We start from the raw sequence: 24,649 nt of genomic DNA, 5'->3' as shown, positions 1-24,649 counted from the left end.
AGGTGGCATCGCGTCAGCGATGACGGAAGGAGTTTTTCTCTATTCTACCATCAAACCTTGAAATAGTCTACGCCGCCCTCAAAGATCGGCTGATATTTGTCGCCGGTAACGTTCTTGTACAGGTACTCGCCGCTGCGCTCCGAGTGGCCCATCTTGCCGAACACGCGGCCGTCCGGGCTGGTGATGCCCTCAATGGCCAGCAGAGAGCCGTTGGGGTTGTAGCGCTGATCCATGGTGGGCTCGCCCTCCAGATCAACATACTGGGTAGCCACCTGACCGTTGGCAACCAGCTGATCCAGCACATTCTGGGGTGCCACAAAGCGGCCCTCGCCGTGGCTGATGGCGATCTCGTACTCGCTGCCTGCATCGCAGTGGGACAGCCAGGGGCTGCCGGTGGAAGCAACGCGGGTGCGCACCAGCATGCTCTGGTGGCGGCCGATGGTGTTGAAGGTCAGGGTCGGGTCATAGGCCGTGATGGGGCGGATATCGCCGTAGGGCACCAGACCCAGCTTGATCAGGGCCTGGAAGCCGTTGCAGATGCCCAGCATCAGGCCGTCGCGGTGCTGTAGCAGGTCGCGGACCGCCTCGGTGACCGCAGGGCTGCGGAAGAAGGAGGCGATGAACTTGGCGCTGCCGTCCGGCTCGTCGCCGCCGGAGAATCCGCCGGGCAGCATCACGATCTGGCTCTCTCCAATGGCCTTGACCAGTGCCTCGCAGCTGGCGGTAACGTCCGCCGGGGTCAGGTTGCGGATGACCAGGATCTCGGGGTCGGCACCGGCGCGGGCAAAGGCCTTGGCGGTATCGTACTCGCAGTTGGTACCGGGGAACACGGGGATGATCACCTTGGGCTTTGCCACACCGATCTTGGGGGCAGCAGGGGCGTTCAGCTTGCCGTTGATCTTTTCCACGGTGGGGCCTGCCTTGCGGTAGGGGTACACAGGCTCCAGCTTGCTCTCCCAGATCTCCTGCAGCTCTGCCATATCCAGCGTCTCGCCGCAGCTTTCAAAGGTATACTCCTTGGTGGTCTCGCCCAGCAGCTCGCCTGCGGGGGAATCAGAAACCATTTCCAGCACGATGGAGCCGTACATGGGCTCGAACATCCGGTGGGTGGGCATATCAGCGCGCATCTTGAAGCCGATGCGGTTGCCCAGGCCCATCTTGAACAGGGCCTCGGCAATGCCGCCGTAGCCCACGGCGCAGGCAGATGCCACCATGCCCTCTTCGATCATCTGCTCCACGATCTTGTAGTTTGCCTTCAGGGAGAAGAAGTTGGGGCAGCCGGTCTCGGGGTCCAGAATGGGCCGGATGAGGACAACAGTGCTCTCGGGCTTCTTGAACTCGGTGGAGACCACCTTGCTGGCCTTGCCGATGGCAGTGGCAAAGGAGACCAGCGTGGGGGGCACATCCAGCTGCTCGAAGGAGCCGGACATGCTGTCCTTGCCGCCAATGGAGGCAATGCCCAGACCCATCTGGGCATCCAGAGCACCCAGCAGAGCGGCCAGCGGCTTGCCCCAGCGCTCGGGCTTGGTGCCCAGGCGCTCAAAGTACTCCTGGAAGGTCAGGTAGGCATCCTCATAGCGGAAGCCGGAGGCCACCAGTTTGGTGACGCTGTCCACCACGGCCATCCGTGCGCCGATATACTGGTTGGCGCTCATCAGGTAGGGGTTGTAGCCCCAGGCCATGCCGGAGCAGGTGTTGGTCTCGCCATCCACGGGCAGCTTTGCCACCATGGCGTTCTGGGGGGTCAGCTGGTAAGCACCGCCAAAGGGCATCAGGACGGTGGCGGCACCAATGGTGCTGTCGAACCGCTCAGAAAGGCCCTTCTTGCTGCAGATGTTCAGGTCGCCCACCATGTTCTTCATCTTCTGGCTGAAGGTGATGCCGGCCCACTGGGGCTGCCAGACGGTACCCTGCTCCACATGGACGTTCTGGTGCTTCTCCGCACCGTTGGAGTTCAGGAACTCACGGCTGATGTTGACGATGGACACGCCGTTCCACACCATGTTCAGGCGCTTTTCCTCGGTGACCTTTGCCACGGGGGTCGCCTCAAGGTTCTCCTCGGTGGCAATGGCGATGAACTTGTCCACATCCTCGGGGGCAAGGGCCACAGCCATGCGCTCCTGGCTCTCGCTGATGGCCAGCTCAGTGCCGTCCAGGCCGTCATACTTCTTGGTGACCTTGTTCAGGTCGATATACAGGCCGTCGGCCAGCTCGCCGATGGCAACGGAAACGCCGCCCGCACCAAAGTCGTTGCAGCGCTTGATCATCTTGCAGGCATCCTCACGGCGGAACAGGCGCTGGAGCTTGCGCTCGATGGGCGCATTGCCCTTCTGCACCTCGGCACCGCAGTGGTCCAGGCTGCCCAGATTGTGGGCCTTGGAGGAGCCGGTGGCACCGCCGATGCCGTCGCGGCCGGTGCGGCCGCCCAGCAGGACGATGACATCCCCGGGGGCGGGGCACTCGCGGCGGACATGGGAAGCGGGAGTCGCACCCACCACAGCGCCGATCTCCATCCGCTTTGCCACATAGCCGGGGTGGTAGATCTCATCCACCTGGCCGGTGGCAAGGCCGATCTGGTTGCCGTAGGAGGAGTAACCAGCAGCGGCAGTGGTCACCAGCTTGCGCTGGGACAGCTTGCCGGGCAGGGTCTCGCTGACAGGCTTGAGCGGGTCGCCTGCGCCGGTTACACGCATGGCCTGATAGACATAGCTGCGGCCGGACAGCGGGTCGCGGATGGCACCGCCGATGCAGGTGGCCGCACCGCCGAAGGGCTCGATCTCGGTGGGATGGTTGTGGGTCTCGTTCTTAAAGAGGAAGAGCCAGTCCTCATCCTTGCCGTTCACATCGCACTTGATCTTGACGGTGCAGGCGTTGATCTCCTCGGATTCGTCCAGATTCTTGAGGATGCCCTGCTTCTTCAGCTCCTTGGCACCGATGGTGGCAAGATCCATCATGCAGCGGGGCTTCTCCTCGCGGCCCAGGTCGGCGCGCATGGCCATGTAGCGGTCAAACGCTGCCTGCACCACGGCATCGTCGATCTGGACATCATCCAGAATGGTGCCGAAGGTGGTGTGGCGGCAGTGATCGGACCAGTAGGTGTCGATCATCTTGATCTCGGTGATGGTGGGGTCGCGGTGCTCAGAGCGGAAGTACTCCTGGCAGAACTTGATATCGCCCAGGTCCATGGCCAGACCCTTTTCGTCGATGAACTTCTTCAGGCCCTCTTCGTCCAGCTCGTTGAAGCCCTCCAGCGTGGCCACAGCGGTGGGCACGGGATACTCCATCTTCAGGGTGGCTTTGGTCTCCAGCGAAGCCTCGCGGGCCTCCACCGGGTTGATGACGTACTTCTTGATCTCTGCCACCTGCTCCTCGGTCAGGGAACCCTCCAGCAGGTAGACACGGGCAGAGCGGACCAGCGGGCGCTCGCCCTGGCTGATGAGCTGGATGCACTCGGCGGCAGAATCGGCGCGCTGGTCGAACTGGCCGGGCAGGTACTCCACAGCAAAGGAAATACCCTCGAATTCAGGCAGCTCCGCATAGGTGTTGTCCACCGGCGGCTCACTGAACACGGTGGTAGCGCACTGGTTGAACAGTGCCTCATCGATGCCCTCCACGTCATAGCGGTTCAGCAGGCGCAGGCCGCTCAGGGACTGGATGCCCAGCAAGCTCACCAGCTCATTTTTCAGGCCCTGGGCTTCCACATCAAAGCCGGGCTTCTTTTCTACATAAATACGATAGACCATGGGTGAATCCCCCTCTTTTTTTATTGTTCAGCGATTGCTTTCAGCGCTCTCATACCAATATCCGTGCGCTTGTGCAGCTTTTCAAAGCTGATCTTCTCAGCGGCGGCGTATGCCTGCGTGATGGCGGCGGTCAGGCGGGGCGCAGTTGCTGTCACGCCCAGCACGCGGCCGCCGTTGGTGACCAGCGTGCCGTCCTCACGCAGTGCCGTGCCGGAGTGGTAGACTGTGATGTTACTCTCCCCTTCCAGCTGGCCGTTGGTCAGGCCGGAAATGGGCTTGCCCTTTTCATAGGATACCGGGTAGCCGCCGGAGGCCAGAATGACACAGCAGGCCGCGCCCTCGGAGAATTTGACCTCGGTATCGGCCAGCGTGCCCTCGGTGCAGGCCGCCATGATCTTCAGCAGGTCACTCTCCAGCAGAGGCAGCACCACCTGGGTCTCGGGATCGCCGAAGCGGCAGTTGTACTCGATGACCTTGGGGCCGTCCGGGGTGAGCATCAGGCCGAAGTACAGGCAGCCCTTGAAGGGGCAGCCCTCGGCGTTCATGGCCTGAATGGTGGGCAGGAAGATCTTTTCCATGCACTCGGCAGCAATGGCCGGGGTGTAGTAGGGGTTGGGGGCCACGGTGCCCATGCCTCCGGTGTTCAGGCCGGTGTCGTGGTCGTTGGCACGCTTGTGGTCCATGCTGGAAACCATGGGCTTGACCACCTTGCCGTCGGTAAAGCTCAGCACACTGACCTCAGGGCCGGTGAGGAACTCTTCCACCACCACATGGTTGCCGGAAGCGCCGAACTTTTTGTCCAGCATGATCTCCTTCACGCCGTCGGCGGCCTGTTCCTCGTTCTCGCAGATCAGCACGCCCTTGCCCAGTGCCAGCCCGTCGGCCTTGATGACCACGGGGTACTTGCCCTTTGCCTTGATGTAATCCATGACCTTGGCGGGGTCATCAAAGGTGGCATAATCTGCGGTGGGGATGCCGTATTTCTTCATCAGGTCCTTAGAGAACACCTTGGAGGCCTCGATGCGGGCAGCGGCCTTGTCCGGGCCAAAGGCAGGGATGCCCACTGCAGCCAGTGCGTCCACCATGCCCAGCGCCAGCGGGTCATCCTGCGCCACAACCACATAATCAAACTTTTCCTCGGCGGCAAAGGCCACCATGGTCTCTACGTCCGTAGCCTTGATGTTCTTGCATTTGGCATCATAGCTGATGCCGCCGTTGCCCGGAGCGCACCAGATCTCGCCGCAGTCCGGGCTCTTCTTCAGTGCCTTGATGATGGCGTGCTCGCGGCCGCCGCCGCCGACCACTAAGATTTTTTTAGCCATTTTAACATCTCCTAAAATATTCGTTTCTGCTTCTCTGTCAGCGTCCTCACCCTCTCAGGCGCTTCGCGCCAGCTCTCCCAAAGGGAGAGCCAAGACTGGCACTAACACCAGCAGCTACTAACGGGATGCTGCCAAAGGCTCCCCCTTTGGGGGAGCTGGCAAAGCCGACAGGCTTTGACTGAGAGGGCGAACCAGTTTTCCTTTTAGTGATGGAACAGCCGGATGCCGCAGAACGCCATGGCAATGCCGTACTTATTGCAGGTGTCAATGACCTGCTGGTCGCGGATAGAGCCGCCGGGCTGGACAATGGCGGTCACGCCGGAGCGGCGGGCACGCTCGATGTTGTCGCCAAAGGGGAAGAAGGCATCGGAACCCAGGCAGACACCGGTAACGTGGCTCAGGTACTCTTTCTTTTCCTCAGCGGTCAGGGGTGCGGGCTGCTCGGTGAAGGTCTCGGCCCAGACATCGTCGCCGATGACATCCTCGGGGGTGTCACCGATGTAAACATCAATGGCATTGTCGCGGTTGGGCTTGGCGACATCGTCACGGAAGGGCAGATTCAGCACCTTGTCCATGTGGCGCAGCTGCCAGTTGTCGGCCTTCTGGCCTGCCAGACGGGTGCAGTGGATGCGGCTCTGCTGGCCGGCACCCACGCCGATGGTCTGGCCGCCTGCGGTGTAGCAGACACTGTTGGACTGGGTGTATTTCAGGGTGATGAGGGCAATGATCAGGTCCCGCTTCTGCTCCTCGGTCACGCTCTTGTTCTCGGTGACCCAGTTGGTCAGCATGGTGTCGGCGTTGATGGTCAGCTCGTTGCGGCCCTGCTCAAAGGTGATGCCGTACACCTGCTTGTGTTCCACAGGGGCGGGCTTGTAGTCGGGGTCAATGGCCACCACATTGTAGTTGCCCTTTTTCTTACCGGCCAGAATGGTCAGAGCCTCCGGCTCATAACCGGGGGCAATGATGCCATCAGAGACCTCATGCTGGATGAGCTTTGCGGTGGGCACATCGCAGACATCGGAGAGGGCGATCCAGTCGCCAAAGGAGGACATGCGGTCAGCACCGCGGGCACGGGCGTAAGCGCAGGCCAGCGGAGAGAGCTCAAAGTCCGGAGCAATGTGGTACATCCTGCGCTCCACATCGGTCAGGGGCAGGCCCAGGGCGGCACCCGCCGGGGACACATGCTTGAAGGAAGCGGCAGCGGGCAGGCCGCAGGCCGCCTTCAGCTCCTTGACCAGCTGGATGGAGTTGAGGGCATCCAGAAAATTGATGTAGCCGGGCTTGCCGTTCAGCACAGTCACGGGCAGGTCGGAGCCATCTTCCATATAGATGCGGCTGGGCTTCTGGTTGGGGTTGCAGCCGTACTTCAGTGCGAGTTCGTTCATTGATGCATCCTCCTTAAGTCTTCGTTATTCCGCTTCGGCATCGAGCTTTGCCAGCAGCTCCAGCTCCTCGGGCAGCAGTTCAGGCTCCTCAGGGTCGTCCAGATCGCTGTTGACAGCATCGTATTTGTTGAAGATCATATCGCCGGTCTCGCCGCTGTCCAGGTCGATGACGCGGGCAAACAGGCTGACCTTGTTGTCGGGGTTCAGGTTCTGCCACAGGCCATGGGCAAAATCGCCGATGGTGCGGGGGCAGGCAAAGCGCAGGGGCTCGCCCTCAAAGCTGGGGATGGGGTTTCCGTTGTGCTTGTAGGTGCTGATGAAATGACCCTCACCGGCCACAGGCTGGGGGTAATCAAAGAAATAGCGCTGGACGCTGTCGCCGTTGCCGTCGGCAGATTTCAGGATGCTCATCTGGTAGCTGCCATCAGCGTACGCCACAGCAGAGATGCGGGGGGTGTAGTTGGGGCCGTCCGGCTCAAAGGTGCGGGTGCGCAGGGCATCGGCAAAGCTCTTGCCCTGACTCATCAGGTCAAAAATGGTATCGGTCTGGTCGCCGTTGGTCACGATGTGGGTCTTGCCCAGGGTCAGCACGGGGTTATAGATGATGAGGCTGGGGTCCTCCAGCTTGTCGGGGTCTGCAGCCATGGTGCAGATGCCGCCGCGCTCGGGCACGGGGTCGAACACGCGGTTGCGGCTGTTCTCACTGCGGCCCATGATAAAGTAGCCGATGAACATCTGACGGCCATCGGGAGCCATTGCCACTGCAATGCCGCGGCCGGGGTACTCGTTGGAGGCCAGATAATCGTTCAGGTTGATCTTTTCCATGTCAAATTCTCCTATTACGGAACTCCCCCAGTCGCCTACGGCGACAGCCCCCTCGGAGAGGGAGCCTCAAGCCTCCCTCCTTGAGGGAGGTGGCACACCGTCAGGCGTGACGGAAGGAGTTTTTACTCGATCTCACCGCTGCACACCATGGCAACTGCCTTGGGCAGCAGCTTCCACTCGGCCTGTTCCATCACCCGCTTCTGCAGCACCTCGGGGGTGTCGCCGGGCAGGATCTCCACTGCCTTCTGCAGCAGAATGGGGCCGCCGTCGCACTCCTCGTTGACAAAGTGGACAGTGGCACCGGTCACCTTGCAGCCCCGGGCCAGAGCAGCCTGATGGGGGCGCAGGCCGTACATGCCGGGCCCGCAGAAGGACGGGATGAGCGCCGGGTGAACATTCAGGATGCGGCGGGGATAGGCTTCAATGACACTGGGGCCCAGCACGGAAAGGAACCCGGCCAGCACCACCAGATCGATGTTGTGGCTTTTCAGCGTTTCCAGCAGGGCCGCATCAAAGGCCTCACTGGTGGCGTAGTCCTTGCGGCGGACCACAACACCCTCCACACCGGCCTTTGCGGCCCGCTCCAGCGCGTAGACACCGGGCTTGGAGGCCACGACCAGCGTGATCTTCCCGTTGGGGTTCTCGCCCCGGGCTTCGCTGTCCAGCAGGGCCTGCAGATTGGTGCCGCCGCCAGAAACCAACACAGCTACATTCAGCACAGTTCCACACCGTCCCCTTCAGCGATGACACCCAGCTTGTAAGCCTCGGGCTCGCCGTTGGCGTGGAGGATCTCCAGCGCCTTGTCAGCCTGTGCGGCAGGAACGGTGAGCACCATGCCAACGCCCATGTTGAAGGTGTTGAACATGTCGTGCTCGGAGATGTGGCCGGTCTCCTGCATCAGGTGGAAGAGGGCAGGAATGCGGACATCTTCCTTCTTGATGCGGGCGCAGCAGCCCTTTTTCAGGCTGCGGGGGATGTTCTCATAGAAGCCGCCGCCGGTGATGTGGGAGATGCCCTTGACATCCACCTCTTCCAGCACCTTCAGCACCGGCTTGACGTAGATCTTGGTAGGAGCCAGCAGGGCATCGCCCAGGGTCTTGCCGCCCAGCTCGGCGGGGGTAGTGTGCAGAACATCGGGATCGTTGTCAATATCAAAGATCTTGCGCACCAGCGAGAAACCGTTGGAATGAACACCGGTGGAAGGCAGAGCGAGGATGACATCGCCAGCCTGCATGGTCTCGTTGCTCAGGATCTTTTCCTTGTCCACAACGCCCACAGTGAAACCGGCCAGATCGTACTCATCCTCCGGCATCATGCCCGGGTGCTCGGCAGTCTCGCCGCCCACCAGAGAGCAATCAGCCTGCACGCAGCCCTCGGCCACGCCCTTGACGATCTCGGCGATCTTCTCAGGGATGTTGCGGCCGCAGGCGATGTAATCCAGGAACACCAGCGGCTTTGCACCGGCGCAGATCACATCGTTGACGCACATGGCAACGCAGTCGATGCCAATGGTGTCGTGCTTGTCCATGATCATGGCGATCTTCAGCTTGGTGCCCACGCCGTCCGTGCCGGAGATCAGAACAGGGTGCTTGTAGCCGGTGCAGTCCAGCTCAAACAGGCCGCCAAAGCCGCCCAGACCACCAATGCAGTGCTCGTTCATGGTGCGGGCAACATACTGCTTCATCAGTTCAACGGAGCGGTAACCGGCGGTGATATCCACACCGGCAGCTGCGTAACTCTCAGAATAGCTCTTTTCCATCTTCTTACTCTCCTAACTTTTTCTCGTTTTTGGGACGGTCATTCAGGTGGCGTTCATGGATATCGGTGGAAAGCACCTCCTCCGGCCTCACGGCATACTCGCCGGTAAAGCAGGCGGTGCAGAAACCGCATTTTGCGTTCTTGGCCAGCTGCACCACATGCTCGGTGGACAGGTAGCCCAGGGTATCGGCTCCGATGATCTCATTGATCTGCTCCACATTGCGGCCCGTGGCCACCAGCAGCTTCTGGTCGGGGATGTCGGTGCCGAAGTAGCAGGGGTATTTGAACGGGGGTGCCGAGACCCGGAAGTGGACTTCCTTTGCACCGGCATCCCGCAGCAGCTTGATGATGCGGGCGGAGGTGGTGCCGCGCACGATGGAGTCATCCACCAGCACCACCCGCTTGCCCTTGACGGTGCTGGACACCACGTTCAGCTTGATGCGCACACTGTTTTCGCGCTGCTTCTGGCTGCCCTGGATAAAGGTGCGGCCGATGTATTTATTCTTGATGAAGCCGATGCCGTAGGGGATGCCGCTCTCCTGCGAGTAGCCAAGCGCCGCATCCAGACCGGAATCCGGCACGCCGATGACCACATCGGCCTCCACAGGGTGCTCCTGTGCCAGGAACCGGCCTGCCTGCTTGCGGGCCTCGTGCACCGAGCTGCCCTCGATGATGCTGTCCGGGCGGGAGAAATAGATGAACTCGAACACGCACATCTGGGTGTCCGGGCGGCCGCAGTGATCCTTGATGCTCCGCAGCTCACCGGTCTTGGTGTCGGCAATGACGATCTCGCCGGGCTCCACGTCCCGCAGCAGGGTCGCGCCCGCAGCATCCAGCGCACAGCTCTCGCTGGCAAAGACGTAGCCGCCGCCGGGCAGGGTGCCGATGCACAGGGGGCGGTAGCCCCGGGGGTCCCGGACCGCAATGAGCTTGGTGGCGGACATGATCACCAGACTGTATGCACCCTCCAGCACATCCATCGTCTTGCTGATGGCAGTCTCAATGCTGCCCATCCGCAGGCGGTTGCGGGTGATGAGGTAGCAGATGACCTCGGTATCGGAGGAGCCGTGGAAGATGGCACCCTCGTTCTCCAGCTGACGGCGCAGCTCCAGGGCATTGGTCAGGTTGCCGTTGTGGCAGAGGGCCATGGTGCCCCGGCCATGCCGGACGATCATGGGCTGGGCGTTGGCCCGCACCCGGCTGCCGGCCGTGGCATAGCGGACATGGCCCGTTGCCATGTGGGCCGTGGGGGTGGAAAGACTGCCCAGCACGGCGGGGGTGAACACCTCGTTCACCAGGCCGAGGTCGCGGTGGCCCTGGATGACACCGTCATCGTTGACCGCAATGCCGCAGCTCTCCTGCCCGCGGTGCTGCAGCGCATACAGGGCAGAATAGGCGGCAGCGGCCACATCCTCAGTGCCCGCCCGGTCATAGATGCCAAAAACGCCGCATTCCTCGTGCAGCGGATATGCAAAATCAGACATTGGTTCTCCTTACAACTCTTTCAGTTCGTTCTGCAGCTTTTCTTCCTTGGCTGCAATCTGCTGTGCCATGCTCACCCGCTCGGCCTCCAGCTTCCCGGCCAGTGTGTCATCGCTCAGGGCCAGGATCTCGGCAGCCAGCCAGGCGGCGTTCTTGGCCCCGTTCAGGGCCACGGTAGCCACCGGGATGCCGCTGGGCATCTGGACCGTGGCCAGCAGCGCGTCCAGACCGTCCATCGCGCCGCCCTTCATCGGGATGCCGATGACAGGCAGGGTGGTGTTGGCGGCAAAGGCACCGGCCAGATGGGCCGCCATGCCCGCCGCGCACAGGATCACACCAAAACCGTTGGCCCGGGCATTTTTGGCAAAATCCGCGGCCTCGGCAGGGGTGCGGTGGGCCGAAAGGATGTGTGCCTCAAAGGGGATGTCCAGCGCCTTCAGCTGGGCACAGGCCCCCTTTACCACCGGCCAATCACTGTCCGAGCCCATGATCACTGCAACTTTCCGAATCATATCCGAACCTCTCTTTCTCCGTCTGCAAAACAAAAAAAAGCTGTGGTACACCTGCACCACGGCCTTTATTTCTGCGTATGCTCTCCCAGCGCTTTGCACAAAGCTGCACGATGCCCCTGAACAGCACGAATGGTGTTCTGTTCTGTGAAGCCCGACAGCATCTTCATCTTTGAAGTTCCCCTTTTGCTCTGCGCTTTTTCAGGCGGCACCCGGCATCCGCCGGGGTACCGTCCCTGTACTACATACAGTTTACGGCAAAAATTCCACTTTGCAAAGGCCCTTGGGGCAATTTCTCCCTTGTGTTCTCCCGCGTCAAAAAACTTTCAAAAGTTTTGTGCAGTTTCGACACCGTATTTCTTTTTAAGTATGACTTTTTTAGAAAATATAATAAAGTAAGTTTTATCTCACTGGGACAGGCCCCGCTCTGTACAGCCTCTCCGTCATTGCATTGGCAGTAAGGGCGTTTTACCTTAGAAGATGATCTTCGCTGTTGCTGCCCTTGCTGCCCGGATGAGGTCGGCGGGTGCGCAGCACACCTGCGTACCAATGCGGCCGCCGGAGACATAGACCTTTTCCTGAGCCAGCACGCTTTCATCAAACACGGTGGTGTACTGCTTTTTCATACCCACCGGGCTGCAGCCGCCGCGCACATAGCCGGTGACCTTATTGATATCGGCCACATGGATCATGGCTACGCTTTTTTCGCCCACGCTGCGGGCAGCGGCCTTCAGGTCAAGCTCTGCCGCCACCGGAATGACGAACACAAAGTAGTTTTTGCTGCTGCCCTGGGTCACCAGCGTCTTATATACGCAAGCCGGGTCCTCCCCCATGCTGGCGGCCACGGTCACGCCGTCCACCGCCACGCCCTCCTCGTGGGCATATTCGTGGGCTGTATAGGGCACCTTGGCCCGTTCCAGGATGCGCATGGCATTCGTTTTTGCTTCTTTTCCCATTGATGATCGCTCCTTGTAAACTCCTTACCCTCTCAGGCTGCCCCTATTCTACCACTTTCTTTCCTAAATTTCAAAATTTCTCTTGACTTCAGTTCCCTGAAGTGTTATCATAGGCCCATGCTTCAGGAAACTGAACTTCACGAAAATAAATCACGGCAATGGAGCCGGTCTCCTGTGCCGTTTGTGTGAGAAGGATAAGGAGACGACCACCATGATCATTGTACTGAAACAGGATGCCCCTGACGCACAGGTCCGCGAGTTCTGCCACGAGCTGCAGGATATGGGGCTGCAGATCAACGACTCCAAGGGCAGCGACACCCACATTCTGGGCCTGATCGGCGACACCAAGGCCATTGCCGAGAGCTGGGTGCTGGCCAACCCCGTGGTCGAGACCTGCCGCCGCGTGTCTGAGCCTTACAAGAAAGCCAACCGCAAGTTCCACCCCGACGACAGCGTGATCGATGTCAACGGCGTGAAGATCGGCGGCGGCAACTTCGCCGTCATTGCAGGCCCCTGCAGCATCGAGAGCGAGGAGCAGATCACCTACTGCGCCCAGCGCGTCAAGGATGCAGGCGCTTCCCTGCTGCGCGGCGGCGCGTTCAAGCCCCGCACTTCCCCCTACTCCTTCCAGGGAATGCGGAGCGAGGGCCTGGACCTGCTCAAGCTGGCCCGCCGCGCCACCGGCTCCCCCATCGTCACCGAGATCATGAACACCGAGCACCTGCCCCTGTTCGAGAATGTAGACCTCATCCAGGTGGGTGCCCGCAATATGCAGAACTTTGAGCTGCTCAAGGCCGTGGGCCGCCAGAAAAAACCCGTGCTGCTCAAACGCGGCCTGGCCAACACGCTGGAAGAATTTGTGATGAGCGCCGAGTACATCATGGCCGAGGGCAACGAAAACGTTATCCTCTGCGAGCGCGGCATCCGCACCTTTGAGACCAGTATGCGCAACACCCTGGACCTGGCCGGTGTGGTCATGCTCCACAAAATGACCCACCTGCCCGTTGTGGTGGACCCCAGCCACGCCTGCGGCCACGCCTGGATGGTGCCCCAGCTGGCCAAGGCCGCTGTGGCCGCCGGTGCCGACGGTCTGATGATCGAAGTGCACAACAACCCCGCCAAGGCCAAGTGCGATGGTGCCCAGAGCCTGACCCCCGACCAGTTCGATGAACTGATGGGCTTTATCACCAAAGAAGTCGAGTTCTTTGGCAAGAAGATGAACTGAGAATGGAACGACCCTCTCGGCACGCGGCAGCGTGACTGAGGGGGTTGTTTTCTTTTGTCATCAAATATGGTATACTATGGTGTATTTTGAATTCACCCTTGAAACGAGGTATTTCTATGAAAGCTCATATTGCACGCAACCAGAATGCCGGCATCCCGCTGGCGCTGGGCTGGAACCTTTCTGCCGCCGACCGGGGCATTCTGGAGGGGATGGCCCCCGCTTTCGGGATGAAGCTGCAGCTGGTCTCCCCTGCCGATGCAGGCAGGACCGTGGCCCAGCTGCTGGGCGAGGTGGAGGTCAAGACCACCCGCACCCTGGTGCTGGAGCCGGGTGCTTATCCCCCGGCGCTGGTGCTGGCCAACTTCAAGGATAAGGATGTGGATACCCTGCTCGACCTGATGAAGCAGGCACAGGTGAACATCCCCCTCAAGGCCGTTGTGACCCCCACCAGCAAGAACTGGGTGTTCGGTGACCTGCTGGCACATCTGCAGGAAGAGCACACCGCCTTTACCGCCGCAAAGGAGACCGCCAAAGCATGATGACCAAGCGTATTTTTTCCGCCCTGCTGGCGGCTGCGCTCAGCCTGAGCCTGCTGGCTGGCTGCGGCAGCACCTCCGGCTCCACCGCCTCCAGCGCCGCCGATGGCCCGCAGCGCTACTCCACCGTGTTCTATGATGTGTTCGACACCGTGACGCAGGTCATCGCCTACTGCGACAGCGAGGAAGAATTCACCGCCCAGATGGACGCACTCCACGCCGACCTTGTGGAGTACAACCAGCTCTATGATATTTATAATGATTACGATGGCGTGACCAACATCAAGACCATCAACGACAATGCGGGCATTGCCCCGGTGACAGTGGATGACAAGATCCTCGGGATGCTGGAGCTGGCCCAGACCATGTACGACACCACCGGCGGCAAACTGAACATTGCGCTGGGCAGTGTGCTGAACATCTGGCACAACTACCGCGAGGCCGCACTGGCTGATGACAACGACAGCAACAACCAGCTGCCCACGCAGGAAGAGCTGGATGCCGCCGCGCAGCACTGCGATATCGCCAACCTCATCATTGATGAAGATGCCAAAACGGTCTATCTGGCCGACCCGGCCATGTCGCTGGACGTGGGCAGCGTGGGCAAGGGCTACGCCGTGGAACAGGCCGCACAGGCCGCCGAAGCCCGGGGCCTGACCAGTGCCCTCATCAGCGTGGGCGGCAACCTGCGGGCCATCGGCACCAAGCCGGACGGCTCCCAGTGGGTAGGCGGCGTGGAAAACCCGTGGAACTCCTCCGAGGTCTACACCAACGGCAGCTCCACTGTAGCCGCCGTCAAGATGAGCGACCTTTCCCTTGTGACCAGCGGCGACTACCAGCGCTACTACGTTGTGGACGGTGTGCGCTACCACCACCTCATCGACCCGGCCACCCTCTGGCCCGCCGCCTACTTTGACGGTGTGAGCGTGCTGGCTCCGGACTCCGGTGTGGCCGACTGCCTGACCACCGGCCTGTTCTGCCTGCCTTTGGAAGAGGGCAAGCAGCTCGTGGAATCGCTGGACGGCGTGGAAGCCCTCTGGTGCACCACCGATGGCGAAGTGGTCACCTCCAGCGGGTGGAGCGAGCATACGAATTAAATAAGGAACGACCCTCTCCGTCATTGCTTCGCAATGCCACCTCTCCCGAAGGGCGAGGCTATGCTGCCTTTATCCCAGGCCAGCGATAGGCTCCCCCTTCGGGGGAGCTGGCAAAGCCAACAGGCTTTGACTGAGAGGGTCGTTCTTTTACTTGATATCCAGTTCGGGCGGCACGTCGATCTGGTCAGAGACGTACTTGCCGTTCTTCTTGCGCTGACGCACACACTCGGTGAGCAGATACTCGATCTGCCCGTTCACCGAGCGGAAGTCATCCTCAGCCCACGCGGCAAGGGCATCGTAGAGCTTCGCATTCAGGCGCAGGGGGATCTGCTTTTTCGGCTCTGCCATCAGTACAGGCTGCCGCTGTTCACAATGGGCTGCGCGTCACGGTTGCCGCAGAGCACCACCAGCAGGTTGGAGACCATTGCCGCTTTGCGCTCATCGTCCAGTTCCACCACTTTGTTCTCACTCAGGCGGTCCAGCGCCATCTCCACCATGCCCACGGCACCGTCCACGATCATCTTACGGGCATCAATGATGGCGCTTGCCTGCTGACGCTGCAGCATAACCGCTGCGATTTCGGGGGCGTAGGCCAGATAAGTGATGCGGGCTTCGATGATCTCGATCCCGGCGGCGGTGACGTTCTTCTGGATCTCGCCCTGGATGCGCTTTGCCACCACTTCCGAGGAGCCGCGCAGGCTGCCCTCGTCGGCCACACCGTCGCCGGTGGTGTCCACGTTGGGAGCTACATCGTAGGGGTAGATGCGCACCACGTTGCGCAGGGCGCTGTCACACTGCAGGGACAGGTATTCCTTATAGTTGTCCACATTGAACACGGCCTTGGCGGTGTCGGTCACCCGCCAGATCACCGCAATGCCGATCTCCACCGGGTTGCCCAGGCAATCGTTGATCTTCTGGCGGGAGTTGTTCAGGGTCATCACCTTCAGGGAGATCTTCTTGCCGTCCTTCTCACGGTCAGCCTGCACCACAGGGCGCTGCTGAACATCACCGCTCTGGCTCAGGACCGTGCCCGCAGCCGGGTTGACAGCAGTGCAGAAGGGATTGACCCAGTAGAAGCCCTCCCCCTTCAGGGTGCCGATGTAATCACCGAACAGGGTCAGCACCAGCGCTTCCTCGGGCTTGAGGACTTTCAGGCCCGCGAACAGGAAAATACCGATGATGGCATAGATGACAGCGATCGCCAGCGGGATAAAACCCAGGAAGGTGGTATACAGCATTACAAAACCGATGCCGCCCACCACAACCGCAGCCACATAGCCCAGCAGGGTCAGCAGAAGCATGGTCATGCCGTTCTTCTTGGTCTGTAAGATCTTCTCTTCCATAAAATGTCCCTCCTTTACAGGGTTCGGAAGTTTCTTTCTGATATCAAAATCATATCATATTGTATTATGATTGTCAAGAACTTCCGATAAACACAAAACCTCCCACTCGAATGAGCGGGAGGTTTTATTACGTACAGTTATAATTACCAGAACCAATACCGTTTCTTGACGGCGATATACACGATCAGGCAGACCACGGTCAGCGCACCGGCGGCGATGAAGAAGGTCCAGTTGATATTGGTGAAGCGCAGATTCTGGTTGGTCAGCAGGTAGCTGCCAGCCGTATCGGCGGTGATGGTGCCATCCTTGTAGCTGTTCAGGAACTGCCACTTTTCGCTGGCAGTGTTGTGCAGATACAGGCGGCTGTAAGCGGCGTTCTCACCGGTCAGGGTGATCTGCACCACGCAGGGCAGCGCGCCGCTTTCGCCCAGCTGGAAGCTCAGGCCGTTTTCATCGGGGGCAAAGGTCAGGGCGGTGCTGAACCCGCCCTGGGTACTCTTGATGCTGGTGCCATCGATCCGCAGGGTATAATCCTCGCCCAGCACGATCAGGCTGCGGCCTGTGGTGCGCAGGGCGCTCAGGATCTCGCCGGTGATGGCGGGTACGTCGCTCTGATAGAGGGACACTTCCTCCCCTGCGGCGTTCTGGATGGCGGCAACGGTGGCATCGGTGGTGACGTTGTCCTCGGTGCCCTCACCGCTGGGGTCGCTGCTGCTGCCGGAGGTGGAGGCGGTGCGGTTGACGATGACCGTGACCGAGGTGGAGGCGGTGCCGTTGGAGACCACCACGGAGGTGGCACCCGTGGCAACGCCGGTGATGACACCGGAACCGCTGACGGTGGCAATGCTCTTGTCCTGGCTCTTGAAGGTCAGGCTCTGGCTGGCAGAGGCCGGCGACACCTTGCCGGTGATGGTCTTGGAGGAGCCCGGCTTGAGCACCACATAGTTGGTGTTCAGGGAGATGGACTGGCTGGAGACGGTGCTGGTGTTGGCCGCAACCACCGTAACGGTGGCCGTGCAGCTCACGTTGCCGTCCGTGGCGGTGATGGTGGCCTTGCCGGGGGCAACGCCGGTCACCTTGCCAAAGTTGTTGACGGTGGCCACCTTCTCATTGGAAGAGCTCAGGCTGACGTTGATATAGTTGGCCGCCGAGGTGGGCAGCACTGCCAGCGAAAGGCTGGTGGTCTCGCCCACGGCAATGGTGCTGGATGCAAGGGTGATATCCATTTCGGTGGCGATCATGCTGGCATCCGGCTGGGGGGTGATGGTATAGGTGCAGCTCACCCCGCCGCAGGTGGCGGTGATGTTGGCCGTGCCCAGGCCCACAGCCTGCGCCACGCCCTCACTGTCCACCGAGACAACATTGGGGTTATCAGAGACATAGGTCACGCCGTTCTTGCTGGCGGCATTGGCGGGGGTGGTCACCGGGGAGAGCTGCTGGGCTGTGCCCGCCAGCGGGGCGGCATCGTAGCTGCCGGTCTCGATGCTCTCGGCGGTAACTTTATCCCAGGGAAAGCTCACCTTGGGCAGCGTGAGGGCCAGCGGCGTGGTAACAGGGCCGGCAGCCGACGCAGGCAGGGCGGCGGCACAGGCCAGCACACCCAGCAGAGCCGCGCTGGCGGCCAGCTGTTTCGGGTTCAGTTTCATTCTTTCGTACCTCTTGGGCGTGGAATCGGCGGGCGCTTAACGGAACAGCACGCCCAGGGCCTCCATCACATAGTCAAAGTAAGTCAGTTCATCGTACTCCACACGGGCGGTGACGCTCATGCCGTTGGAAAGATCCACCTTGTCGCCGCTGGTGCTCACGACATAGGTGTTATCCGGCTTGATGGTCATCTTGTAGTAGGACCCGTTGGTGCTGGAGGTCACGTCACTGTCGATGGAGGTAACAGTGCCGGTCAGGGTGCCGTAGGAATACTCCGACAGGCCGGTGATGGCGATCTTGCAGGGGTCGCCCACATTGATCAGCGGCCGGTCGTTGACGGTGACAGCCGCCACGATCTCAAGGTCGCTGTTCTCACTGGCAACGGTGGCCAGAGCGGAGCCTGCGCTGAGCACCATGCCCACCTTGTAGGGGGTGTCCATGTGGATGACACCGGAGGTGGGAGCGTAGATATAGTAATCGTTCGCGCCGGTGTTCAGGGCATCCAGCTGGGCCTCAATGTTGTCAATGTTGGCCTGCACGCTGGTCAGGTTGGCAGAAATGGACTGCAGGGTGGAGTAGTACAGGCTTTCCACCTCGCTCTGGTTCTGCTCCATCAGGGTCTTGATCTGCTCATCGGTGTAACCGGCGGCCTGATAGGGCGAAGCATCAAACGCCTTCTGGCTGACCTGGCTCTTGTAGCTCTCGTACTGGTAGTAATAGGGCTGATCGTCGACGTCGGTCTCGCTGAAGTAGTTCTTGTCGTCCTGAATGGACTTGAGCAGCTTTTCGTACTGGCTCTTCTGCTTTTTGTAGATGTCCAGCTGCTTCTGGTAGCTGTCCTGCTGGATGTCCAGATCGGTGCTCTTGATGTGGGCGATGAGGTCGCCCTCGGTGACATAGCTGCCCTCCGAGATGTTCAGCTCAGTGATGGAGCCGGAGTAGCTGGACATGATATAGGTCTTGTTGGCCGCCTGCACTGAGCCAGTGGACTGGCTGACGTAGGTGCGCTTGTTCTGGGTGCTCCAGATCACCAGAAACACCATGAGGAAAGCCACCAGAAGAATGAGCGCGTAGCCAAAGGCCGGCAGCTTCTTCTCCATCATAATGCGGCGGTCCTGCAGGTCGGAAAGATTCTGAATGCGAGTGGTCATATTACTTCGTCTCCATAAAAACGTCCATGACACCGTTTTCGCTGTCCTGATTGACGTAGATGCTGTAGGTGGTGCCGGTCAGCTCGATCTCGTGCTCGTAGGCATAGATGTTCAGCTTCTGGCTGGCAAGGCTGCTGTGGTCCATGGGGCCGGTGAAGTGGGCGTACAGGCAGCCCTTCACCCGCAGCACAGCGTCCTGCTCGTAGCCCGGCTCCAGGCGGGGGATGAGCTGGTTGACCTGCATCATAAAATAGATCTGCGGCTCCGGGTTGGGGCCGGAGGTAAACTTGACGCACTGGATCACAGGGCCAACCGGCATGGCGCTGTGGCTCTTGATAAAGTTCTGCATCTGGGTCAGGATCACGCCCAGGTTGCCCAGCTCACTGGCATCGATCTTGCGTGCCAGAACGTTGGTCAGCTTCAGGGTCTTGTTTTCTGCAACTTGGATCTCTCTCATAATAATGTCCACCTGTTTCTTTTTTGTTTGCAATAAGCAATTGTCTGGGGGAAAAATGGCAATTCAGGAATACGGCATCTGAAGATCAAACCTCTCCGTCATCATCGCTTCGCTTGATGCCACCTCCCCTAATAGGGGAGGCCTTGGCAGAAGATTCATTTTTCGCAAAAATCGCCTGCGGCTCCAAAGGCATCTTCTGCCGCAAGGCAAAACATCAGCAAAGCCGACCACAGTACAAGCCGGAAGGTTCAACCCTCCTTGCCCCGCTCCAATTCCTCTAAACGTTTCACAACAGCTTCGTGAATTTGCTCACACACCATTTCAAAATGTGCACTCACATCCTGATTTCGGAAACGCAACACCTGCACACCGTACTGTTCAAACACAGCACTGCGTTCCATATCATATTGCATTCCCTGTTCAGTATAATGCTGTGAGCCGTCAAGTTCAATAACCAATCTTGCCAAAGGGCAATAAAAATCCGCCACAAACGTACGAATTGGCCTTTGTTTGTACATTTTCACTGGATATGTGCGTAAAAACGAATACCACAGCTTTTTCTCCATGGGTGTCATTTTATGACGCAGTTCCTGCACACGTTCACGCATCCGCGGGTCATAGGGCAGGTTGGTGATGGACATAAGCGACACCTCATTTTGCCTTGCGCCAGCAGGGCAGGCGGTAGCGAAGCGCTCACTCTCGAAAACGCAGCGCCATGCCAAGGGCTCCCCTACTAGGGGAGCTGCCGAGCGATAGCGACGGCTGAGAGGTTTGACCCCCGCAGGCCGGATTTTCCCACACACAATTGCCTACCGCAACGCGATAAGCAACATAAAAATAAGGTGTGCCAGGAGGCACACGCCTCCTGGCACACCATAACGAGGCATTGTTGTCTGCCCCGCGCTAACAAGTAGGGCGGTGCAGTTTCCTCAACGCTTCATAATTTCAGATCACGTCTAATTAGACAGTGATCTTAACTTCAGTCTCCTTGACGGTGTTCTTGGTGGGAGCCACGCCCAGGTTGTAGACAGCAGCAGCAATGCCCAGAGCGTTCATAGCATAGTCACCAAAGTTGTTCTTCTCGATCGGGTCGCCCTTAACATTGGTGCCGAACAGGTTCTTGCCGATGTTGCCGACTTCCTTCCAGGTGGTGTTGCCGCTGAACAGGACACCGATGGTGCGGTTAATGGTGGACTGCAGGAAGGTGTTGCCAACCAGAGTCACGATGTTGGTGTTGAAGGTCTTAACGTTGTCCAGAGTCCAGATAGGAGCGGTGACAGCGCCGATAGCGTCGATGAAGTTAGCGCCACCGTTGACATAGGACATCTCGTTCTCTGCGATAACAGAGTAGTTTGCAGGCATCATCATAATGAATTACTCCCTTCAAATGAATGAAAAAACTTATTTTAGCGATCTTTTTCCGGCTGCGCATCCATCCAAAGATCATTTATGTAACCGAGTGCGCACTCGGCTGCAACTTAATAGGTCATTGCCTCGCCATCGTCGTCTTCTTCAACAACTGCCGCGGGGGCAACGGGTGCAGGCTCTTCCTTCTTGCGGCGGAAGATGCCCTGCTGCAGGTTCCAGAGCTCGTAATACTTGCCCTGCTTTGCCAGCAGCTCGTCATGGGTGCCGCGCTCCACGATCTGGCCGTGATCCATGACTAAAATCAGGTCGCAGTCACGGATGGTGGAAAGGCGGTGTGCCACGATCAGCATCGAACGGTCAGCCAGTTGGTTATAGATCATATCAAAGATGGTATTCTCTGTACCAAAGTCCAGGCTGGAGGTCGATTCATCAAAGATGTAAAGGCTCGAATCCTTCAGGAACGCACGGGCCAGTGCAATGCGCTGCTTCTCACCACCGGACAGGCCGTTGCCGGCTTCCTCCAGATAGGTGTTGTACTGCAGCGGCAGCTTGCGGATGAACTCGTGTGCGTCGGCCTTCTTGGCCGCCTCCCGTACCTGATCGAGGGTAGCCTCGGGGCGGGAGATGCGTATATTCTCGAAGATCGTCTTGCTGAACAGCTCAACGTTCTGCGGGACATAGGAAATGCAGCGGCGGACGGATGCATTGCTGTACTCGTCCAGATCAACGCCATTCACGCTGATGGTGCCGCTCTCCGGCTCGTAATACTTGAGCAGGAGTTTGGTGATGGTAGACTTGCCAGAACCCGAGGAACCAACCAGCGCCACCTTCTTGCCTTGCGGGATGGTGAAGGAGATGTGGTCCAGTGCCGGGGTGCGGTTGCCATACCGGAAGGTGACATCCTTGAACTCAATGTCGCCCTCCATGCTCTCCATCTCGGTGTACTCGCGGTCATCGTCCTGCTCGGATTCATAATCCATGATCTCCGTCAGGCGCTTCATGGAGATGGAAGCCTCCTGAATGGACATCTGCATACTGATGAGCTCGCTCACCGGAGAAGTAAAGTAGCCCGAAAGGGTGCTGAACGCCATGTAGCCGCCCAGCGTCAGCTGGCCATTCAGCACCTGCGTGATGCCCACATAGGTGGTGACCATGTTCAACACGGTCATGATCACACTGGAGATCAGGCTCTGGCCGGTGCTGATCTTGCTGGAACGCAGGCTGATCTTCAGGCTCTTGATGTATTCACGCTCAAGGGCTTCCAGCTCACGCTCTTCGCAGGCGTTGCACTTGATGGTCTCGATGCCGCGCAGGCTCTCGATCATCTGGCTGTTCAGAACGGCCGACTGCACCATCGTCTCTTCATTGATCCGCTTGTAGGGCTGCTTGAAGATGATGACGAGCAGCAGGCTCAGAACGGTGGTAAACAGGGTAATGGAGAACAGCGAGGAGTTCATCCGGAACAGGACAAAGCCTGTACCCACGGCCATCACAATGTCCATGACCACGCTCATTGCAATGCTGGTCAGCACCGATTTGATGGTGCTTGCATCGGAATAGCGGGTGGTGATCTCTCCGGTCTTACGGGATGCAAAGAACTTCATCGGCAGTTTGTACACATGCTCGAAGTAGCCCAGCATCAACGGGATATCGATTTTAATGGAAAGAAAAATCAGGATCCACTGTCTCACAGTCGAGAGCAGCGTGCTGGTCAGGTTGACCACACTGAACACGACAATGAGCGATATGAGCAAATTTTTCAGCCCATAAGGCAGCACCTCGTCCATGATCGCCTTGTTAAAAACGGTGGACACGATGCCAATCAGTGTCAGGATCACTGAACTGAGAATAGCGTAAGCAAACAGCTTTTTCTGGGGAAGCAGCAGATCCATGTACCGCTTCAACATGTTGTTGCGGGCTGCCTTGGCTTCCTCTTTGCCCTCCACCTTATGCTTGCCGGTGCCGCCCTTGAACTCCGCTGTGGGGTTCAGCAGCAGCAGCACGCCGGTGAAGTTTTTATAGAACTCATCCAGGCCGATCTTTTTCAGTTCATTTGCAGGATCGCCGATGACGACGTAATCCTTGCATTTGTACTTTTTGCTTGCATCAGCCTTGCGTTCTTCTTCCTGCACCACATGCTTGCGGCGGGCATCGTCCTCCTTGATGGTCGTCTTTTTGAAGATGACCACAAAGTGGGTCAAGCCCTGGTCGGTAATGACCTGCGCAATTGCGGGCAGTGTGAAATCGCTTAAAAAGTTTTCGCGGTCAACACGGACAGCCGCCGTGCTGAAGCCCAGCTCATTGGCTGCTTTCTGCAGGCCAACGAGGTTCGTGCCTTTCATGTCGGTTCCCATCATATCCCGCAGGCGGGTGATGGTGATTTCCTTTTTGTAATGGAGGCACACCATTGCGAGCGAAGCGGCCGCGCAGTCCGTAGAATCGTGCTGCCGCACATAGGTATAACGCATACGATGTTTCCTTTACAAGAGACCGACAACCAAAAGCAAACGATCTCTTTTTCAATGTACTGTGTCTATTTCAAAACTACGGCTTTTATTCTAGCACACCCGGTCTGTTTGCACAAGCCCCAGTTTGCTATTGTTTTGACCGTAGGTCTGACAAATGAAAAAGGTTTTCTTTTTGCACTCCGGTTTAACAGCGCATAGCCTTCTGCTTTGCCCTGCCCTGCGGAGAACCAGGGCAAAGCAGAAGTCCGCTGCTATCAAAAGAAGGGAGCGCCTACCCTTTGATCTGAGTCAATCACCACAGAACGTTTAAAAACTGTTCCAAGGTTTGGGTGTAGTATACCACAATCTGACAGCATCTTCAAGAGGACATTTTTTAAGAAACCATTAATTTTGAAGATTTTGTGAAAAAAGTCTCAGATTGGTTACAGCATCCAGTTAAAAAACAAGCGGCGAAGTTGCCCTCGCCGCCTAATGGCGCCTCTTGCCTGACTCGAACAGGCGACACCCTGATTAACAGTCAGGTGCTCTAACCGACTGAGCTAAAGAGGCACATCTTTCAAAACGCAATTCCGCAGCGCACAATTGACTGCGAGATGTATTATAACTCTTCCCGCTCCCTTTTGCAAGCCTTTTTTGGAAATTTGTGAAAAAAGTTTTTCAAAAGGGCTCAACCCTCTCAGTCAAAGCCTTGCGGCTTTGCCAGCTCCCCCGAAGGGGGAGCCTTTGGCAGGACCACCGCAAGCAGCTGCTAAAGGCCGGGGCAGTCTTGGCTCCCCCTTTGGGGGAGCTGGCGCGTTAGCGCCTGAGAGGGCGAGCCCGTGTTCCGACATCCTTTTTCTTACGCTTCTGTTACCCTGTCAATACCAGAAAGAAGGTGCCGCCCATCAAGACTGTGATCTACCTCGATGTCCTGCTGCTGACAAATTTTGCGCTCACGCTGCTGTTCCTGCTGGCGGCGGGGCTGCTGGCAGGGGTGGAGTGCCGGGCCGGGCGGCTGCTGTTGGGCGGGGCGGCGGGGGCAGCTTCCTCGTTGGCCCTGCTGGCCCCGGAAGCGCCGGACGCTGCCGCGCTCTTATATAAAGTGTCAACCGCCGCCCTCACGGTGGCCGCTGCCTACGGCTGGCCGGGGGGCCGATGCTTCGCCCGGCTTGTGGGGTGGTTCTGCGCGGGAAATCTGCTGCTGACGGGGGCGCTGCTCCTGCCCGGGGCCCAGACCAACAACGGCTGCATCTACCTGCCCCTTTCGCCGGGGGCCCCGCTTGCGGGCCCGGGCGGGGCGGCTCTGCGCGGGCTGGGGCTGCTGCCCCCCCTGGGGCGGGGCGGCCCCCGCCATAACCGGGATGGCGAGGAAGAAGGTGAACTCGGCCACACAGGCACGGG

General features: G+C 59.0%; 21 protein-coding genes and 1 tRNA gene. 4 read left to right on the top strand and 18 right to left on the bottom strand.

What is annotated here, in order from left to right; genetic code table 11:
• Positions 1–50: 50 nt before the first annotated feature.
• The 9 genes from J3352_RS00110 to ybaK form a co-directional block, all read right to left on the bottom strand.
• Positions 51–3,743 (bottom strand): phosphoribosylformylglycinamidine synthase, encoded by a 3,693-nt coding sequence (locus J3352_RS00110; RefSeq protein ID WP_207700486.1) that lies wholly within the window; start codon positions 3,741–3,743, stop codon positions 51–53.
• Positions 3,744–3,763: 20 nt separating this feature from the next.
• Positions 3,764–5,065, bottom strand: coding sequence for a phosphoribosylamine--glycine ligase (gene purD / locus J3352_RS00105; protein WP_156070717.1), 1,302 nt, complete (start codon positions 5,063–5,065; stop codon positions 3,764–3,766).
• Between the two features lie 203 nt (positions 5,066–5,268).
• Entirely contained in the window at positions 5,269–6,450 is a 1,182-nt protein-coding gene (locus tag J3352_RS00100) for a phosphoribosylaminoimidazolecarboxamide formyltransferase (RefSeq protein WP_005932199.1), read from the bottom strand.
• Between the two features lie 24 nt (positions 6,451–6,474).
• Complete coding sequence (locus J3352_RS00095) at positions 6,475–7,275, bottom strand: IMP cyclohydrolase (RefSeq protein ID WP_207700485.1); 801 nt, start codon at positions 7,273–7,275, stop codon at positions 6,475–6,477.
• 122 nt (positions 7,276–7,397) lie between these two features.
• A complete protein-coding gene (gene purN / locus J3352_RS00090; RefSeq protein ID WP_156067463.1) occupies positions 7,398–7,994 on the bottom strand; it encodes a phosphoribosylglycinamide formyltransferase in 597 nt (198 codons plus the stop codon).
• Positions 7,988–9,034 (bottom strand): phosphoribosylformylglycinamidine cyclo-ligase, encoded by a 1,047-nt coding sequence (gene purM / locus J3352_RS00085; RefSeq protein ID WP_156067465.1) that lies wholly within the window; start codon positions 9,032–9,034, stop codon positions 7,988–7,990. Before purM ends, purN begins: the two co-directional genes overlap by 7 nt.
• A 4-nt stretch (positions 9,035–9,038) precedes the next feature.
• The gene (gene purF, locus J3352_RS00080) at positions 9,039–10,517 is read right to left on the bottom strand and encodes an amidophosphoribosyltransferase (RefSeq protein ID WP_097770595.1); all 1,479 of its coding nucleotides are present in this window, start codon (positions 10,515–10,517) and stop codon (positions 9,039–9,041) included.
• Between the two features lie 9 nt (positions 10,518–10,526).
• On the bottom strand, positions 10,527–11,027 hold the full coding sequence (gene purE / locus J3352_RS00075) for a 5-(carboxyamino)imidazole ribonucleotide mutase (RefSeq protein ID WP_005932189.1): 501 nt from the start codon (positions 11,025–11,027) through the stop codon (positions 10,527–10,529).
• Positions 11,028–11,497: 470 nt separating this feature from the next.
• Positions 11,498–11,980, bottom strand: coding sequence for a Cys-tRNA(Pro) deacylase (gene ybaK / locus J3352_RS00070; protein WP_005932182.1), 483 nt, complete (start codon positions 11,978–11,980; stop codon positions 11,498–11,500).
• Positions 11,981–12,191: 211 nt separating this feature from the next.
• Here ybaK and aroF point away from each other — a divergent pair, with 211 nt between their 5' ends.
• From aroF to J3352_RS00055, 3 genes are all read left to right on the top strand, one after another.
• Complete coding sequence (gene aroF / locus J3352_RS00065; RefSeq protein ID WP_035393988.1) at positions 12,192–13,205, top strand: 3-deoxy-7-phosphoheptulonate synthase; 1,014 nt, start codon at positions 12,192–12,194, stop codon at positions 13,203–13,205.
• Between the two features lie 116 nt (positions 13,206–13,321).
• Positions 13,322–13,744, top strand: a complete 423-nt coding sequence (locus J3352_RS00060) for a DUF3783 domain-containing protein (RefSeq protein ID WP_156067467.1) — start codon at positions 13,322–13,324, stop codon at positions 13,742–13,744.
• Complete coding sequence (locus J3352_RS00055) at positions 13,741–14,838, top strand: FAD:protein FMN transferase (protein WP_154276426.1); 1,098 nt, start codon at positions 13,741–13,743, stop codon at positions 14,836–14,838. The genes J3352_RS00060 and J3352_RS00055 overlap by 4 nt, the downstream gene beginning before the upstream one ends.
• Positions 14,839–14,985: 147 nt before the next feature.
• Here the strand turns inward: J3352_RS00055 and J3352_RS00050 are convergent, their stop codons facing one another.
• The 9 genes from J3352_RS00050 to J3352_RS00010 all read right to left on the bottom strand — a co-directional run bounded on the left by J3352_RS00050 (position 14,986) and on the right by J3352_RS00010 (position 23,818).
• Complete coding sequence (locus J3352_RS00050) at positions 14,986–15,186, bottom strand: PTS ascorbate transporter subunit IIC (protein ID WP_005932170.1); 201 nt, start codon at positions 15,184–15,186, stop codon at positions 14,986–14,988.
• Positions 15,186–16,181, bottom strand: coding sequence for an SPFH domain-containing protein (locus J3352_RS00045; RefSeq protein ID WP_005932167.1), 996 nt, complete (start codon positions 16,179–16,181; stop codon positions 15,186–15,188). The genes J3352_RS00050 and J3352_RS00045 overlap by 1 nt, the downstream gene beginning before the upstream one ends.
• A 143-nt stretch (positions 16,182–16,324) precedes the next feature.
• Positions 16,325–17,827, bottom strand: coding sequence for an Ig-like domain-containing protein (locus J3352_RS00040; protein ID WP_156067469.1), 1,503 nt, complete (start codon positions 17,825–17,827; stop codon positions 16,325–16,327).
• 36 nt (positions 17,828–17,863) lie between these two features.
• A complete protein-coding gene (locus J3352_RS00035; protein ID WP_156067471.1) occupies positions 17,864–18,976 on the bottom strand; it encodes an HlyD family secretion protein in 1,113 nt (370 codons plus the stop codon).
• Position 18,977: 1 nt separating this feature from the next.
• Positions 18,978–19,433, bottom strand: a complete 456-nt coding sequence (locus J3352_RS00030) for a hypothetical protein (RefSeq protein WP_035393983.1) — start codon at positions 19,431–19,433, stop codon at positions 18,978–18,980.
• Positions 19,434–19,681: 248 nt separating this feature from the next.
• Entirely contained in the window at positions 19,682–20,074 is a 393-nt protein-coding gene (locus J3352_RS00025) for an endonuclease domain-containing protein (protein WP_005932154.1), read from the bottom strand.
• Between the two features lie 319 nt (positions 20,075–20,393).
• Positions 20,394–20,801, bottom strand: coding sequence for a hypothetical protein (locus tag J3352_RS00020; protein ID WP_156067473.1), 408 nt, complete (start codon positions 20,799–20,801; stop codon positions 20,394–20,396).
• Positions 20,802–20,911: 110 nt separating this feature from the next.
• Positions 20,912–23,269 carry a peptidase domain-containing ABC transporter gene (locus J3352_RS00015; RefSeq protein ID WP_156067475.1) on the bottom strand — a complete coding sequence of 786 codons (2,358 nt, stop codon included), beginning with the start codon at positions 23,267–23,269 and terminating at the stop codon, positions 20,912–20,914.
• A gap of 472 nt (positions 23,270–23,741) precedes the next feature.
• Positions 23,742–23,818 (bottom strand) — tRNA-Asn (locus tag J3352_RS00010).
• A gap of 325 nt (positions 23,819–24,143) precedes the next feature.
• Here J3352_RS00010 and J3352_RS00005 point away from each other — a divergent pair.
• On the top strand, positions 24,144–24,649 hold a 506-nt coding region (locus J3352_RS00005; protein ID WP_207700484.1), incomplete at its 3' end, for a sigma-E processing peptidase SpoIIGA.

It is taken from the genome of Faecalibacterium sp. Marseille-Q4164, from assembly GCF_017377545.1.
Lineage (GTDB): Bacteria > Bacillota > Clostridia > Oscillospirales > Ruminococcaceae > Faecalibacterium > Faecalibacterium duncaniae.
This window is presented reverse-complemented; position numbering and strand designations above follow the sequence as displayed.